At 37.6% G+C, this 16,075-nt stretch carries 11 protein-coding genes and 1 riboswitch; of the genes, 4 read left to right on the top strand and 7 right to left on the bottom strand.

Annotated features, from left to right (window positions below; translation table 11 throughout):
* Window positions 1–3,657 (top strand): ABC transporter permease/M1 family aminopeptidase, encoded by a 3,657-nt coding sequence (locus tag HX062_RS10165; RefSeq protein ID WP_286467298.1) that lies wholly within the window; start codon window positions 1–3, stop codon window positions 3,655–3,657.
* Between the two features lie 436 nt (window positions 3,658–4,093).
* Here HX062_RS10165 and HX062_RS10160 read toward each other — a convergent pair whose 3' ends face one another.
* From HX062_RS10160 to trmD, 4 genes are all read right to left on the bottom strand, one after another.
* Complete coding sequence (locus HX062_RS10160; protein WP_286417822.1) at window positions 4,094–4,963, bottom strand: IS3 family transposase; 870 nt, start codon at window positions 4,961–4,963, stop codon at window positions 4,094–4,096.
* A gap of 32 nt (window positions 4,964–4,995) precedes the next feature.
* Window positions 4,996–5,529, bottom strand: a complete 534-nt coding sequence (locus tag HX062_RS10155; protein ID WP_286467297.1) for a COG3415 family protein — start codon at window positions 5,527–5,529, stop codon at window positions 4,996–4,998.
* Window positions 5,530–5,773: 244 nt separating this feature from the next.
* On the bottom strand, window positions 5,774–6,124 hold the full coding sequence (gene rplS, locus HX062_RS10150) for a 50S ribosomal protein L19 (protein WP_182627285.1): 351 nt from the start codon (window positions 6,122–6,124) through the stop codon (window positions 5,774–5,776).
* Window positions 6,125–6,340: 216 nt separating this feature from the next.
* Window positions 6,341–7,027: a tRNA (guanosine(37)-N1)-methyltransferase TrmD gene (gene trmD / locus HX062_RS10145; protein ID WP_286467295.1), complete on the bottom strand. Its 687-nt coding sequence runs from the start codon at window positions 7,025–7,027 to the stop codon at window positions 6,341–6,343.
* Window positions 7,028–7,203: 176 nt separating this feature from the next.
* On the opposite strand from trmD, the gene HX062_RS10140 reads away from it, so the two are divergent.
* The 3 genes from HX062_RS10140 to HX062_RS10130 all read left to right on the top strand — a co-directional run bounded on the left by HX062_RS10140 (window position 7,204) and on the right by HX062_RS10130 (window position 10,320).
* The gene (locus HX062_RS10140) at window positions 7,204–8,373 is read left to right on the top strand and encodes an MFS transporter (protein WP_286467294.1); all 1,170 of its coding nucleotides are present in this window, start codon (window positions 7,204–7,206) and stop codon (window positions 8,371–8,373) included.
* Between the two features lie 13 nt (window positions 8,374–8,386).
* Window positions 8,387–9,319: a peptidylprolyl isomerase gene (locus tag HX062_RS10135; RefSeq protein ID WP_182627297.1), complete on the top strand. Its 933-nt coding sequence runs from the start codon at window positions 8,387–8,389 to the stop codon at window positions 9,317–9,319.
* Window positions 9,320–9,381: 62 nt separating this feature from the next.
* The gene (locus HX062_RS10130; RefSeq protein ID WP_286467293.1) at window positions 9,382–10,320 is read left to right on the top strand and encodes a pyridoxal-phosphate dependent enzyme; all 939 of its coding nucleotides are present in this window, start codon (window positions 9,382–9,384) and stop codon (window positions 10,318–10,320) included.
* 42 nt (window positions 10,321–10,362) lie between these two features.
* Here HX062_RS10130 and HX062_RS10125 read toward each other — a convergent pair whose 3' ends face one another.
* The 3 genes from HX062_RS10125 to HX062_RS10115 form a co-directional block, all read right to left on the bottom strand.
* The gene (locus HX062_RS10125; protein WP_286467292.1) at window positions 10,363–12,060 is read right to left on the bottom strand and encodes a tetratricopeptide repeat protein; all 1,698 of its coding nucleotides are present in this window, start codon (window positions 12,058–12,060) and stop codon (window positions 10,363–10,365) included.
* A gap of 774 nt (window positions 12,061–12,834) precedes the next feature.
* The gene (locus HX062_RS10120; protein ID WP_286467291.1) at window positions 12,835–14,388 is read right to left on the bottom strand and encodes an FMN-binding glutamate synthase family protein; all 1,554 of its coding nucleotides are present in this window, start codon (window positions 14,386–14,388) and stop codon (window positions 12,835–12,837) included.
* 324 nt (window positions 14,389–14,712) lie between these two features.
* Window positions 14,713–15,930, bottom strand: coding sequence for a chloride channel protein (locus HX062_RS10115; protein WP_286467290.1), 1,218 nt, complete (start codon window positions 15,928–15,930; stop codon window positions 14,713–14,715).
* A gap of 28 nt (window positions 15,931–15,958) precedes the next feature.
* Window positions 15,959–16,020, bottom strand: a riboswitch (Fluoride riboswitch).
* Between the last annotated feature and the right edge of the window lie 55 nt (window positions 16,021–16,075).

Genomic DNA, 16,075 nt, shown 5'->3' with positions numbered 1-16,075 from the left:
ATGTTTAAAACTGTGTTTACTTTTGAACTTAAACGTTGGTTTAAGAGCTGGGTATTTTATCTTTACCTAGCAATATTTTTTACAATAAGCTTCTTTTCGATGATGGCCACTATTGGTGTTTTTGATGCCGTTCGAAATACTTCTGCTTCGCTTTTGCAAATGAACTCAGCTTATGTCCTTAATTCCTTGTTGAATTCGTTCAATACGCTGCTGTATTTTTTATTTCCGTCCATCATTGGAATGTCAATCTATCGCGATTACAAATATAATGTTCATCACATTCTGTATTCTTATCCCTTTTCTAAATGGCAGTATTTAACGGGTAAATTTGCCAGCTCCTTTCTAGTTACGTTGTCAATCAGCGTGATGATGGGAATTGGGTGCTATTTAGCAACTCTCGTGCCTTGGGCAAAGCCAGAGTTATTAGGCCCTAATTTATGGTGGAATTATATCCAAGGATATCTTTTTAATTTGATTCCCAATATGCTGTTTATGGGGGCAATAATCTTTGCTGTTGTAACACTTAGCCGTAGTATTTATGCAGGTTTTATAACGATTATTATCATTATGATTCTACAGGGAGTTGTCAATAGTATTGCCGCAGATGTAGATTACAGAGAATTAGCCGCTTTACTCGATCCCAATGGAGATCAAGCAATCTATTATTATACGCAATATTGGAGCGTAGAAGAAAAGAATATCAATAATCTACCCCTAGAAAAATACTTTATTCTCAATCGTTTGTTGTGGTTAGGTGTTACTTTAGCGTCTCTCCTTGTTTTGGGAAGTGTCTTCAAATTCGCTCAGCAACCCGCCACTTTTTCGTGGAAACGAAAAAATAAAGGCGAGCGTTTGGTTAAAAATAATTTTGGTGGCATCTTTAAAATTGAGCTGCCAAAAGTCAACTACGACTTTTCTTTAAAAACAAGTTGGAGCAATGTCTTTGCCTTTGCAAAAATGGACTTCAAATTTTTAGCGCGCAATCGCGTATTTTGGATTCTTATCGGTGTGGGAGTTATGTTTATGATCTTGGTGGCTAGTTTCTCCATGACGATGTATGGTACACCAACGTATCCCTTAACCCGTCAAATGCTGATGATCCCAGGAGGAACCTTTACCTTCTTTATCTTGATGATGACGTTTTTGGGCGCGGGATTACTCGTGCACAGAGGGGAAAATACGCGTATGAATTTATTGGTAGACTCAACGGCTGTGTCCAACTGGGTATTATTTACCTCAAAGCTCTTCGCTTTGTTGGGTATGCAATTAATGTTGTTCTTAGTGATTATCCTCACGAGTATTGGAATTCAAAGCTACCATGGATATTTTCAGTTCGAAATCGGTTTGTACCTTCAGAGTTTATTAGGGTATAGCTGGATTGAGTTTATTATATGGGCGTTGATGGCGCTAGCCGTACAAACGTTCTTTAAAAATTATATCATAGGTTTCTTTGCCCTGCTCGTTATTCAAATGGGATGGCCAGCACTTGGTTCAATTGGAATTGAACAAGCTGTTTTCTTCTTTAATTCGATTCCTACACCAACCTACTCTGATATGAATGGCTTCGGTTCAAGTGCTTTATTTGGTAGATTTATCATCTTCTCCTTGTATTGGTTGTTATTTGTAGGAGGGATTAGTGGCTTAACCTTACTGTTTTGGAGAAGAGGCGTTTTTAGTGGACTCAAAGAGCGTTTTTATTTCGCAAAGAAACGAGCGAAAACGATTGTAGTGGTGCCAACACTACTTTGTTTTACTGCATTTATCGGTCTAGGCGCTTATTTATACTATGAAAATACAGTACTCAATGTATTTCACTCTTCTAAAGACACGGAGCTTCTTCAGGTAGCTTATGAAAAAACGTACAAAAAATACCAAGATATGGCACAGCCACGTATCGTAGATGTAAAGGTTGACGTTGATTTATATCCTGAGCAAAACAATTTTCAAGCTAGAGGAACCTATATCCTCGAAAACAAGACAAATCAAGCCTTAGACAGTTTATATGTGTCCTATTATCCAAGTTTAAAAAATACAATCGTTCTAGAAGGAGGAACGTTTTTATCAACCGATTCTATCCAAGGCATTAGCTTCTACCGTTTCGATACGCCTATGCAAGCTGGAGAAACTAGAACCTTAGAGTTTGTCGTTCAAAACAAACCCAATTCGTGGATCCGTTCCGACTCTCCTGTATTAGACAATGGAACCTTCATAAATAATAGTTATTTTCCAGGATTGGGGTATGCTGATCGCGCGGAAATTAGCGACGATGAGATTCGCAAAAAATACGGACTAGCACCAAAAGAACGCATGGCGGAGCAAACCGATCAAAAAGCGTTGCAAAATACGTATATCAACCACGATGCAGATTGGATTCACTTCGAAACAACAGTGAGTACTTCTGCGGATCAAATCGCCATTGCTCCAGGCTATTTACAAAAGGAATGGACCGAAGGAAACCGTCGTTATTTCCACTATAAAATGGATCAAAAAATGTTGCATTTCTACGCGTTTAATTCAGCGCGATACGAGGTGAAACGAGACACATGGCAAGGTGTAAATATCGAAATTTACTACCATAAAGGCCATGAGTACAACCTTGATCGAATGGTGTCTAGTGTTAAAAAGTCGTTGGATTATTACTCCAAAGCATTCAGTCCTTACCAACACAAACAAGTGCGTATCATTGAATTTCCACTGACTATGGGAAGTTTTGCTCAATCTTTTGCCAATACTATTCCATTCTCTGAAACCATCGGTTTCGTTGCCAATGTGGATGAAACCGATGAAAATGCAGTCGATTATCCGTTTTCTGTAACGGCACATGAGGTTGCTCATCAGTGGTGGGCACATCAGGTAATCGGAGCCAATGTTCAAGGAGCAACGATGCTTTCAGAAAGTTTGTCTGAATACAGCTCGTTGAAAGTATTGGAAAAAGAATACGGAAAAGGTCAAATGCAACGTTTCCTAAAAGACGCTTTAGATGGGTATTTAAGTGGACGTTCAAGAGAGGATAAAAAAGAAAAACCATTAATGTATAACGAAAACCAACAGTATATCCACTACAATAAAGGTTCCTTAGTGTTTTATACTTTGAGTGATTATTTAGGCGATACGGTGCTAAATGGTGTATTGAAAGAATATGTCAAAAAAGTAGCTTTCCAAGAAGCTCCTTATACCATCTCAGCTGAACTGGTACAAGAAATTAAACGCGCAACACCAGATTCTCTTCAATATATGGTTAAGGATATGTTTGAAACGATCACACTCTATGACAATTACGTAGAGCAAGTTGAAACAAAAGCTTTGGCTGACGGAAAATATGAGGTGAAACTAAAAGCCTATGTTAGTAAATATAGAGCAGGTGATACAGGAGCGAGACAGTATGCGGATCAAGGAGAACAACCACTGCTATTTACAGCTGATAAAGATGTAAAAATAGAGTCACTTCCTTTAGCAGATTATGTTGAGGTGGGCGTTTTTGCCAAAACAAAAGAGGCTAAGGCCAAAGAAAAAGTGTTGTACTTACAAAAAGTAAAGATTACTGATATTGAGAATGAGTTTACGATCATTGTAGATGAAAAACCAACAGAAGTTGGGATTGATCCTTACTATAAATTGATCGATACTCGCTCCTATGACAATAGAAAAAACATTTAGCTAAAGGATTCTTTTTTTGTTTTAGCTTGAGTTTAAAAAAAGCGAGTAAAAAAACAATAAAAAACGAGGCTGTCAAAAAGCTTAAAAAAATAAAACCCCGTCTATTTTTAGACGGGGTTTTTGTATGATATACGCTCAACTCTTCACAACTTGAGCGTTGTATACTTTTTACTCTTGCTTTTGTACATCCGCTAAAGCAGTCATATTTAGTTTTTAACTTTTTTCTAGTGGTTATCGTACTATTGCGACTAGGGTACCTGCGTTGTGCATCCGTACTGAGTCTATTAAAAAATGGGGTTTTAATGGACTCACTATGGACTCACTATGGACTCAGTATGGACACAGCCCGAAGCAGGGTTGTCTCGTCCTACTATAACTGTACAGCTATAGTTAATAATCCTACTTAATACTGTACAGATTTTTATTAATCCTTTTATTACTGTACAGGTTGTTTTTTTTGTTTATTAGTCTTGTAATAATTCTTCCATCTCTTAGCAAGAACACCTGTCTTTAAATGAGCTTGATTTGGAGTTAGCCTATCACAACTATCATGAGGTCTAATTTGGTTATAAGCTTCTATACTATTCTTAATTTTATCAATCGTTTTCTGATAACCTAAACTTGAATAGTTTAAATCAAATTCACCTTTAATTATACCATTTACTCGCTCTGCTATGGCATTATCTCTTGGTTCACCACTTTGTGTTGTACTAATAGATATGTTGTTTTCTATCAGTAATTTAGTATAAACACTGCTGCAGTATTGACATCCTCGATCTGAATGATGAATAAGTTTCTCTGTATAAATCCTGTTCTTTAATGCCATTTTCAAGGCTTGTAAGCATCCATTAGTAGTTAAATCTAAACTAAAACTATAGCCCATTATTTTATGAGAATAAGCATCTGTGATTAAACTTAAATAGCCCCAAGTATTATTTAACCTGATATAGGTGATGTCACTTACCCAAAATTGTTCTGGCCTAGTAACTTTTACTCCATTATACAAGTCTAAATACTGTCCTCTCCAAGCTCTGGAGTCTGTTGTATATGCTTTACGCTTTCGTTGTCTAACCAACATTTTATGACTGTCTAATAAATCAAACAGATAATCTCTTCCTACGCTTATATTGTGTGAACCTAAGCGTTCTTGTAACATATGTTGAAGTTTTCGAGTTCCTACTCTTGGTAGAGTAGCTCTAATATTTAAAACTTCTTGAAGAATAATCTCATCTTTAATAGATTGACTTGCATATCTGTCTATTGACTGATAATAAGCACTTCGAGTTTTACCAAACAGTTGACATATTTTTTTTATTCCCTTATTAGGGTATAAGAGTTTTACTTCTTCAACTGCTTGGAACCAGACTTTTTTCTGATATCAATATCCAAACTTTTCTCTGCTACATCTATCAATGTATTTAAAGCTACTATCTTAAATTGTGCCTCTGATAATGCCTTTTTTAAAGCTTTAATTTCTAAAGATTCTGTATTGAATGTTTTTTCTTCCATAAGTGACGGAATAACAATTTCATTACAAATATCTATATTTTTATTATAATTAACTAACAACCAGTTATTTATCGTACTTATGCTTTCTATACCATACACTATACAGGCTTCTTGTGCTGTCATATGGTGTTCTGTAATACTATGAACTACTTGACGTTTAAGACTTTCTGAATAAACTTTATTTTTACGTGTAGCATGATACTCAGGACTTGCATATTTCTTAGCCCAACGATTTACAGTAGATCTATTTAGGTTATACTTGCGAATTACTGAATTTTGACTTGCCCCATTCTCTATTTCTTGAACTATTTGTTCTATGAATTTTAAATGATAACGCTCTTTGATTTTTGGTTCTCTTCCCATCTTTTTATGTTTTAAAAACTGTACAGTTTTTTTAGGACGGGTCAGGTTGTCTCGTTCTGTTGTAACAATACATGTTTTTGCAGAAGTCTTGTTTAGGGAGTATACTAGAATAGCCTCTGGATGTGTATTTAGATTCTGTTGCTTGTAATCTTGTTTTTGATGGAGGGCTGAAGACTAGGAATTGACGCATAAAAAAAAGGAAAGCAATATTGCTTTCCTTTTTTTATGCGTCTCAGAAATAAGATTATCCTCTTCTTTCTTTGATTTTTGCTTTTTTACCAGTAAGTTCTCTGAAGTAGAAAATACGAGCTCTACGAACTTTACCTCTTTGATTTAATTCAATTTTTTCTAAAGCAGGCATGTTGATTGGGAAGATACGCTCTACACCAACGTTACCAGACATTTTACGGATAGTAAAAGTCTCAGTAGCACCTGTACCTCTTCTTTGAATAACTACTCCTTTAAAGAACTGTGTTCTTTTTTTGTCACCCTCTTTAATTTCGTAGTACACTGTGATAGTGTCTCCAGCTTTAAATGCTGGGAAGTCTTTTTTTGCAACTAATTCGTCTTGAACGAATTTCATTAAATCTGCCATTTCTGAAAAAAATAATTAATTAATTTAAACCAACATACACGGACCTCGCCAGAGGTTAGTTTAAAGCGAGTGCAAATATATGAAAAACCAATAAAATAATCCTAATTTCTCGGCTAAATAATTGGAATATTGTTCTTTACTTGGTTATACAACCTATATTTGACAAGCAATAGGAGTTGTAAATATAGAAACTAATTAAAAACTAGAAACTTAGATTTATTTGTTTTGGTCTTCTAATAAATCAGGTCTTCTGTTTTTCGTGTGTTCATAAGCCATGTCTTCCCTCCATTTGTCGATGGCTGCAAAATTTCCACTCAATAACACATCGGGAACCTTCCAACCTTTGTACTCGGAGGGTCTAGTGTATATCGGTGGAGCGAGTAGATTGTCCTGAAAGCTATCAGTCAAAGCTGAGGTTTCGTCGTTAAGTACCCCTGGAATTAAGCGAATCAAGGCATCGCATAAAATTGCAGCACCCAATTCTCCTCCAGATAAGACGTAATCACCAATCGAAATTTCTTTGGTAATGAAGTGATCGCGAACACGTTGATCTACTCCTTTATAATGACCACATAAAATAATGATGTTCTTAAGGAGTGACATGGAGTTGGCCATGGTTTGATTTAACGTTTCTCCATCTGGCGACATATATATGATCTCATCGTAGTCGCGTTCGGCTTTCAACGCGCTGATACAGCGATCGATCGGCTCGATACTCATCACCATACCTGCACCTCCACCAAACTGATAATCATCTACGTTTTTGTGTTTATTCGTGCTATAGTCTCGTAAATTGTGAAAGTGTACCTCTACTAGCCCTTTGCTGATTGCTCGTTTTAATATTGAAGCTTGAAAAGGACTTTCGATTAACTCCGGAATAACGGAAATGATATCTATGCGCATCTTAATAAAATTTACACAAAGGTACAATCCAATTAAATACAATCCAACGCTAATATCTACCTTACTCAAAGATCCCTACAAAATACAAGTATAAAAAATGTGTGGAATTATTTATTTCTTGTACAAATTATGCCTGATAGGGGTGGGAACAAAGCAGAAGTTTTACCTTTGTACCTATGAGTTTATCTAAAGCAAATGTATGGTTCATGGCTGCAGTTACCGGGTTAATTGTCGCCAATTTATATTACTGTCAGCCCTTAATTCCCTTAATTGCCGATGAGTTTAAGGTGTCAGAATCAGATGCGGGAACGCTGACCTACCTCACCCAAGCGGGCTATGCTATCGGAATGTTTTTGATGATTCCCTTAGGAGATATGTTGGAGCGAAAAAAACAAATCACCCTGACAACCCTTTGTGCGATTGTCGCTTTGGGACTAACGGCTAGCGTACAAAATTTCTTTTGGCTTCAGGTGATAAGCTTTGTCCTTGGAGCAACGTCTATTGTACCTCAATTGGTTCTACCTATGGCAGCGAGTTTGTCTTCTGACGAACAAAGGGGCAAGGTAATTGGCACGGTGGTCAGCGGATTGTTAATCGGTATCTTATTCTCTCGTACCTTAAGTGGTTTCGTTGGCGTGTGGCTAGGATGGCGTGGAATGTTCTGGATAGCTACGGCCATTTGTCTGCTTTTAGTTATCCTGATTCAATTTCGACTCCCTATTAATAAACCTACCTATGAAGGAAGCCTATCTAGTTTATATGGTTCTCTTTTTAAACTGATAAAAGAACAACCCATCCTGCGCGAAGCTACGTGGATTACGAGTTTGGCCTTTGCACAATTTGGAGCGTTTTGGACCACGATGGTCCTGCTGTTGCACAACCAACCTTTTGGTTATGACAGCGCATTGATCGGATCTTTTGGACTGATTGGTGCTTGTGGTGCCTTTGCAGCTCCCTTAGTCGGAAAAATTGGAGGCGCAGGTGGCGCTCAAAAACTAATTTTATATGGTATTGGCATGACATTTTTAAGTTTTGTCGTGTTTGCCCTGTCGGATACCTCTATTGTCGGAATTATTATTGGAATCATCCTCATCGATTTAGGATTACAAACGATCCACGTGTCCAATCAAACGCGAATCTATTCCCTATTGCCAGAAGCGCGTAATCGACTAAATACTGTCTATATGTCATTTAGTTTCCTCGGAACAGCATTTGGCTCGGCTTTTGGTTTATATTTGTGGAATTATTTTGGCTGGGTAGGCGTGTGTATAGGCGGCATGGTGTTAGCCTTTTTGTCATGGCTGATCTACTTAAAAGCCAAGCGAAATAAAAGTATTAAAAATTAATAACATAAGAAGAATGGAAAACGGTATTTACGCAAAATTTAATACGTCAAAAGGCGAAATTTTAGTTAAACTAACGGAAGATAAAACACCTGGTACAGTAGGTAACTTTGTTGCATTAGCGGAAGGGAAATTAGAAAATTCAGCACGTCCACAAGGAAAACCATATTATGATGGATTAAAATTTCACCGAGTTATTCCTGACTTTATGATTCAAGGAGGTTGTCCTCAAGGTATTGGTTCAGGTGGACCTGGGTATACGTTTGACGATGAGTTTGACGCAACTTTAAAACACGATGGTCCTGGTGTATTGTCTATGGCAAACGCAGGTCCTGGAACAAATGGTTCACAGTTCTTTATTACTCACGTAGCAACTCCATGGTTAGATGGAAAACACACTGTTTTTGGTCATGTAGTTAGCGGACAAGATATTGTTGATGCAATCGGACAAGATGACGTAATCGAATCACTAGAAATCGTTCGCGTTGGTGAAGCAGCTCAACAATGGAATGCGGTAGAGGCTTTCAGAGTATTTGAAGGAGCAAGAGAAAGAAGAATAGAAGAGCAGAAAAAAGCAGCGGAAGAAGCATTAGAAAAAGTAGCCGCTGGTTTTGAACGTACAGCAAGCGGATTGCGTTACCAAATGATCGTAAACGGATCAGGTGCTAAAGCAGAAAAAGGAAAAACAGTTGCCGTACACTATAAAGGTGCATTAGACAACGGAACAGAGTTTGACAACTCTTATAAACGCAAGAAACCAATCGAATTTCCATTGGGAATGGGACATGTAATCGAAGGATGGGACGAGGGAATCGCACTATTGAGAGTAGGTGATAAGGCTCGTTTCGTTATTCCATCCTATTTAGGTTATGGAGAAAGAGGAGCAGGAGGAGTTATTCCACCAAATGCAATCCTAGTTTTCGATGTTGAATTAATGGACGTAAAGTAATATACTATAGACTCCCAAACTTTAATCAGTTTGGGAGTTTTTTATCCTAGGTTAATTTAGTTATGAAAGAGAAAATCAATACCTGTTACGAAAAAATTAAGCCCTATGTTCACTTGACGCCTATTATGGAATCGGGACATATTGAAAACTTTTTGGGAAGTGATTTGTATTTTAAATGTGAAAACTTTCAGCGCGCAGGCGCATTTAAAATGAGAGGAGCGACCCATGCTATTCTCAATTTGTCTGCAGATCAAAAAGCGAAGGGAGTGGTTACGCATTCGTCTGGAAATTTCGCCCAAGCTTTAGCCCTTGCAGCGCGTACCTTTGATGTGAAGTGTTATATTGTGATGCCTTTTAATGCACCCATTGTCAAAAAAGATGCCGTGGTAATGTACGGCGGTGAAATCGTCGAATGTGCCCCTACTATGGAATCCAGAGAACGCGTGTGTAATCAGGTGATTGATGAAACTGGAGCGACGTTTATTCACCCGTCTAATGAAATGGATGTTATCCTCGGTAGTAGCACCGCAACAAAAGAACTGCTAGAAGCAAAACCCGATTTGGATGCCCTGATCGTTCCCGTTGGAGGAGGGGGGCTATTGGCAGGTACTATTTTAGCCGCCAAAGCCTTTGGTAAAGCGGGAATCGAAGTGTATGCAGGTGAACCTTATGAGGTAGACGATGCCTTTCGCTCCCTAGAAAGTGGAAAAATTGAATGCAACCTGTCTGTCGAGACAATCGCTGACGGTCTGCGTACGCAACTGGGTGATGTCAACTTTCCTATCATTCAAGAAGGAGTTAAAGCGATTATCCGCGTTCGAGAAAATGAAATAATCAGTGCCATGCGCCTAATTTGGCAACGGATGAAAATCATCGTCGAACCAAGTAGTGCCGTTGCACTTGCCGTCTTAATTAAAGAACGTCAATTGTTTGAAGGCAAAAAAGTTGGAATAATTTTATCTGGAGGTAATGTAGATCTGGATAATTTACCCTTTGAATAAATAACAAAAAGGTTTAGTTGGAAACTAAACCTTTTTTTGTGATCAATTGAATAATTGATCGTATGTATCCCTATATTTTTTCTTTAGTCGCTGTTTGGTCTTTTTTACAGCTTCAATGGTAATACCCAAAATATTTGCTGTCTCTTGATTGGTTAAATTTAATTTTTGAAGCAGCACAACGCGCAGATTTGAATCTGTTAATTCGGGGAACTGTTGCATTAAGTTTTCAAAATATTCCCGTTGTTCATTTTGAAATGTTTTCTTAAAGATTAACCAACTCTCATCCGTCATTAAATGGGAAGAAATGGTTTGTTCTAGTTTCATTCGCTCCGTCTGAGATTTTACACTAGTAGAGTCTTTTAGCTTATTTAACTCAATCTCTAAAATATTAATCTGCTTGGTCTTTTCTGCCAAATATTCTTTGTACGAATCTAAAGAGTGATTAGTGTCCTGCCATCTCTTTTCGGATTCTGCCATCTCCTGCTCAATTTTTAAGATGTTTGACTCATAAATAGAAGCTTGTTTGGATAACTGTGTGCGGTATACGCGATAGAGAAAAACTAAAATACAACCCAATGAGAAGGAAATAGATATAAATAACAAGCGTTGATAATTGATTTTCTCATAGTGATAGCGCTGAGCTTCTAGTTGCAGATTAATCAATTCAATTTCAGCATCCCAGTTTATCTGATCAATTGCTTTTTGTCCTTCGGTTTCATTGATATATTCGTGTAGGGTAGTTAGGTTTCTTCGGTAGAGAAGCTCTCTTTTTTCATCTTTTTCGTAAATCGCGATTTCGAGTAAAAGATGCATGATTTGATATTCAAAGCCTTTGACATAGTTCAGACTTTGGGTGTAAGAAAAGGCCTCTAGCGCTGTTTTCTTTGCCATAGGGATATCGGATTTATCCCAATATACCTGTGCAAGGGAAAGCAAGGCAAACATGGTGTTCTTTTTGTCGTCTACCTTTTTGGAAATCGCAATGTCTTCTTCTAAGTAACTGATCGCTTTTTCCCAATTTTGCTTGTTGTTTTCAATTGTCGCAAGATCGCCGAGTACTTTGGCATAGCGCAAAAGATCTCCCTGACTTTCCGATATATTCTTTGCCTGAATCAAATAGGGATAGGCTAGTGCTTCTTGTTTGTCTTTAATTGCAAAATTGCCAATAGCATTGAGTAGACTTGTGTAATTGATATTGTCCTTAGTGGTTAGTTGAAGCGCCTTGGTCAAATAGGTAATTCCTTGTTTTGCTTTGCCTATGGTTCCGTAGAAATATCCAATTTTTCGGTAAATATCTGTAGCTTGAATGGTGATTTGTTCGGGATTATGATCTAAGGCAATAGTGACTTTACTGTAGTAATTTGCCGATTCAACATAGTAATTGTATGTATAGTAATAAAAGCCGATTTGTGTATAGGCCCAATGCGTTAAATTAGGAAAGTTTATGGTTTCTAATTGCTCTTCGACTTCTTTAAAAAGCAAAGTTGATTGCTCGTTAAATGCACCGAGTTCTTTGGATTTGATTTGTGCGCGTTTAATTTTTACAATTGTACTAAACATATTTTTATTCAAATCATACGCTTTGGCCGGCTTGGCTGCTACCACTTCTTCAAGGTTCACTAAATCGTCTATTTTGTTTAAATCAGCCAGTAATAGGTTAATTTGATTGGATGTATGCTCGGTTGAGGGAGTACAAGAAAATAGAAGCGATAACATAAAAAGATACAGTAGCTTTTTCATAAACAGCAATTATTGTTAAAAAATAAAATGTCCACCCCTTTGTCCACCACGATGTCCACCCCAAATATAGTGTCTTTTTTAACAAAATGTTTTACTTTGCTTAAGAATTTGTTTCAGGAAGCTTAAAGTGAATGTTGAATTAAGGTGGTGAAACAAGGACAACGTTCTTGCTGTATTGTGAATGTTACAATCCCTAATCGCCCTATTTACATGGAATAGTCCCAGATTTAGTACAACATATAGCTCAGGTTTGCATTCCATTGGAGATACTAATGCGAAAAGAAAAGAGACAAATCGAATGAGCGTAGCGGCTTCTAAGAAAAAAGGGGAGGAGATCATCCAAAAGTATAGAAGACCTAGAATAAAGGAAGGATAATCCCGCATGAGGGGACGATATAGGTACAGAAATAGCCATATAAAAAGTGATAGCATTGTGTGTAAGCAATGCCAATATAAAATCAATTCTAAGACTAGAGTTCTAACCGAGTTCTTTGTTAATGCAGCTAGGCTTAATTAAGCCAAACTGCGCCAGAGGAGAATAGGTGAGATGCGTACAATAGTTTTATCAGTTTTGAATTGTATTCAGGCGATGACCTAACCTTGTCGCCTGATTTTGTAAGACAAGAGATGACGTTTAGTCTATGAATAAATTTTTTGTTTTAATTGTTTTGAACACTCATTGAAATTCTAACCTAATTTGATGAGTGAGTTTTTTGGGAAAGAAAAAGGTCAGCGATTGCTGACCTTTTTTTATTTCGATAAGTTTGGTTATGATTACGCTTTTTTGCGCGTATCTAATTCGCCAAAGTACATTTCTTGGAAACTCTTTGTAACCCCGTGATCCACTCGTTTATGGAAGGTTCTAGGGTCAATTTCGCTTGGTTTTTCATATCCAACAGCGCTGATGAATTCACCTAAAGCTTTCATTGTGTTTTTGTGGAAGTTCGCCACGCGCATTCTCTTGTCTGTAACATCTAACGCTTTGTATAGCGTTTCGTCTTGAGTTGCAATACCTACTGGACAGTGACCACTATCACATTGTAAAGCTTGAATACAACCCAATGCAAACATCATTCCACGAGCACTGTAACATGCATCAGCACCTAATGCCATCGTTTTTGCAATATCGAATGCAGAGATAATTCTACCTGAAGCTAAAAGTCTAATTTTACCTCTTAACCCATTTTCGATTAACGTTTTGTTTGCGAATACTAAAGCATCGTTTAACGCCATACCCATATAGTCAATAAACTCTAATGGAGCTGCTCCTGTTCCTCCTTCTGCACCGTCAATAGTAATGAAGTCTGGAGTAATACCCGTTTGCTTCATTGCGTCCACAATAGCTAAAAACTCATCTTTGCGTCCAATACAGATTTTAAATCCAACTGGTTTTCCGTTGGATAATTTTCTCATTTTAGCTAAGAATTGAACTAGCTCTACTGGATTTGAAAAAGCAGTATGTCCTGAGGGCGAGTGAACTGTTGTATGCGGTGTAATACTTCTAATTGCAGCAATTTCAACTGTATTTTTCTCAGCAGGTAGCAATCCTCCATGTCCTGGTTTTGCTCCTTGTGAAAGTTTTAACTCAATCATTTTTACCTCTGGGTAATTCGAACGTTCTTCAAACAATGCATCGCTGAAAAAACCTTTCTCATCGCGACAACCGAAGTATCCCGTACCAATTTGCCATATTAAATCTCCTCCTGAACGGTGGTATTGACTTATTCCTCCTTCACCCGTGTTATGTGCAAATCCACCGATTTTAGCCCCTTCATTTAAAGCCGTAATCGCCTTTTTACTCAATGCACCATAACTCATTGCACTAATATTGTATATGCTCGCACTATAAGGTTGCTTACAGTCGTCGCCTCCAATCAATGTTCTGAAGTTCGTATCTGTTACGTGTTTTGGGTAAACAGAGTGGGCCGCCCATTCGTAGCCAATGCGATTTGCATCGTCTTGCATACCAAATGATACGGTTTGCTTCTCATTTTTTGCTCTTTGATAAACAATCGAACGCTCACGACGGTTAAAGGGTTTACCATCTAATTCCCCCTCCCAAAAATACTGACGCATCTCTGGACGAATGGATTCGAACATATATCTAAAACGCGCAAATAAAGGATAGTTTTTACGAATCGTATGTTTATTTTGGATTAAATCATAGATTGTCAAATATGTAAGAATTCCTGAGATTACGAGATTAACAATGCTAGCTGTTGATTGATAAAGAGCGAAAGTCGTAACTGCGTATAATACGTAAATCACAACTAATGCTATGGTCAATTGGCCAAATGTAAATCGATTAAAAAACTTTTTGTGAAACATAAATCTAAAATTTAGTGCAATCTTTTTGTTGTCTAGTTTGTAATGTTAATGGTTTAAAAATAGGGTGAATAGGTTGTAATTACTAGCTTTTTGCTTAATGAAAAACAAAATGTAAAATCACTTCTATCGAAAGCAAAGGTAGTAAAGATTTTGAATTTAAAAGATTTTTATAATTATTATTTTGATAAGATTAAGCTATAAAAATGCTAATATGATAATTTTATCAAGATTGAGTGAATAATTTTTATGTAATTTTCTATACTGCTGTATAAAATGTAATCTTTGTTCTTTTTTATTACTATAAATGTGAATGGTAGTGCAGTTTTATAGGTATAATTGAAATTTATATATACCGTGTTTACCACTGATGCGATAGGCTAGGAAACAAGCAAGTGCTGCATAGATAAGTATTTCACCACCAAATAATTCACCTGCCATACAGATACAAGCGAGTGGCGTTTTTGTAGCACCAGCAAAGACAGCGACAAAGCCCAAAGCAGCAAGAAACCCAATCGGTACTTGGAGGTAAATGCCTAAAAAGCTACCTAAGGTCGCTCCAATAAAAAAGAGAGGCGTGACTTCACCTCCTTTGAAGCCTGTTCCTAAAGTCAGTGCAGTGAATAGAATTTTAAGTAAAAAAACCGAATAGGCTTGAGCATGTGCAAATGAATCAACTATTGTTTCAATGCCCAAACCTAAAAATCGAGGATCTCGAATCATCCAATATAACCCCAACAGTACGATCCCACCTATAAAGGGACGCAAAGGCGGATAGACTATTACTTTTGTTGTCCAGTGAGCAACAGCATCCGTTGCTTTGACAAATACGATAGCCGTAAACCCAAAGAGTAATCCTGCTAGGCATACTTTCAACAAGGTGAGGAGGTCGAAGTTAGGAAGTACATCCACGGTATAAACAGTATGGCTAATGCCCCAACTAAGACAAACCCAATGCGATAGGAATGCGGTTGCAACTACAGGTAGCATATGCTTGTATTGTATGCGACCGACAACCATGAGCTCTAAGGCAAATAAAGCGCCAGCCAAAGGAGTGCCAAATACAGAGGCAAAACCGCCTGAAATCCCCATAAGCAATAGTGCTTGTCGGTCAAAGGTCCCGAGTTTAAAAAGTCGCATAAATTGAGCCGCAATCGCACCTCCCATTTGAACAGCTGTACCCTCTCTACCAGCTGAACCTCCGAATAAATGCGTAATCCATGTACCCACAAGCACAAGGGGAGCTAGCTTTAAAGGAATGCTCTCTGCTGGATGATGGTATGCCTGAATGAGTAAGTTGTTTCCCTTATTGGCTGTGCCTCCCATATAGTGATATAAGCCACCTACAAATAGACCGCCCAAAGGCAAACCCAAGAGCCATAGGGGATGTTCCATTCGCGTGGCAGTAACCCAATCGAGAATAAAGAGGAAAAGTGCTGAAGATGTGCCAACCAATCCACCGATAACCACACTCATAAATAACCAGAGAAACGGTTTACTCAGGTGGTGTAATAGAAAGTCTTTTGTTTTTTTAATTGTATGCATAACGATCTGGTATAGATAATAAAACTATAGTATACTAGACGTCATCAGCTACTTAGGCGGTTCAAGGCAGACATCATTGCCCTTGTGATCGTACAAAGGTAAAAAAAAAGTTCAACTCAAGAAGTTGAACTTTTTATTATTTTGT

The organism is Myroides sp. DF42-4-2, assembly GCF_030326445.1.
Taxonomy (GTDB): domain Bacteria; phylum Bacteroidota; class Bacteroidia; order Flavobacteriales; family Flavobacteriaceae; genus Flavobacterium.
Note: the sequence above shows the minus strand (reverse complement) of the source record. Positions and strands in the feature narration are given on the sequence as shown.

Excerpts from the sequence above, each read along its gene's own strand:
- HX062_RS10130 (WP_286467293.1), top strand. The coding sequence starts at position 9,382 with ATGAAAGAGAAAATCAATACCTGTTACGAAAAAATTAAGCCCTATGTT.
- HX062_RS10140 (WP_286467294.1), top strand. The coding sequence starts at position 7,204 with ATGAGTTTATCTAAAGCAAATGTATGGTTCATGGCTGCAGTTACCGGG.
- HX062_RS10135 (WP_182627297.1), top strand. The coding sequence starts at position 8,387 with ATGGAAAACGGTATTTACGCAAAATTTAATACGTCAAAAGGCGAAATT.
- rplS (WP_182627285.1), bottom strand. The coding sequence starts at position 6,124 with ATGGCAGATTTAATGAAATTCGTTCAAGACGAATTAGTTGCAAAAAAA.
- HX062_RS10165 (WP_286467298.1), top strand. The coding sequence starts at position 1 with ATGTTTAAAACTGTGTTTACTTTTGAACTTAAACGTTGGTTTAAGAGC.
- HX062_RS10115 (WP_286467290.1), bottom strand. The coding sequence starts at position 15,930 with ATGCATACAATTAAAAAAACAAAAGACTTTCTATTACACCACCTGAGT.
- HX062_RS10155 (WP_286467297.1), bottom strand. The coding sequence starts at position 5,529 with ATGGGAAGAGAACCAAAAATCAAAGAGCGTTATCATTTAAAATTCATA.
- trmD (WP_286467295.1), bottom strand. The coding sequence starts at position 7,027 with ATGCGCATAGATATCATTTCCGTTATTCCGGAGTTAATCGAAAGTCCT.
- HX062_RS10120 (WP_286467291.1), bottom strand. The coding sequence starts at position 14,388 with ATGTTTCACAAAAAGTTTTTTAATCGATTTACATTTGGCCAATTGACC.
- HX062_RS10125 (WP_286467292.1), bottom strand. The coding sequence starts at position 12,060 with ATGAAAAAGCTACTGTATCTTTTTATGTTATCGCTTCTATTTTCTTGT.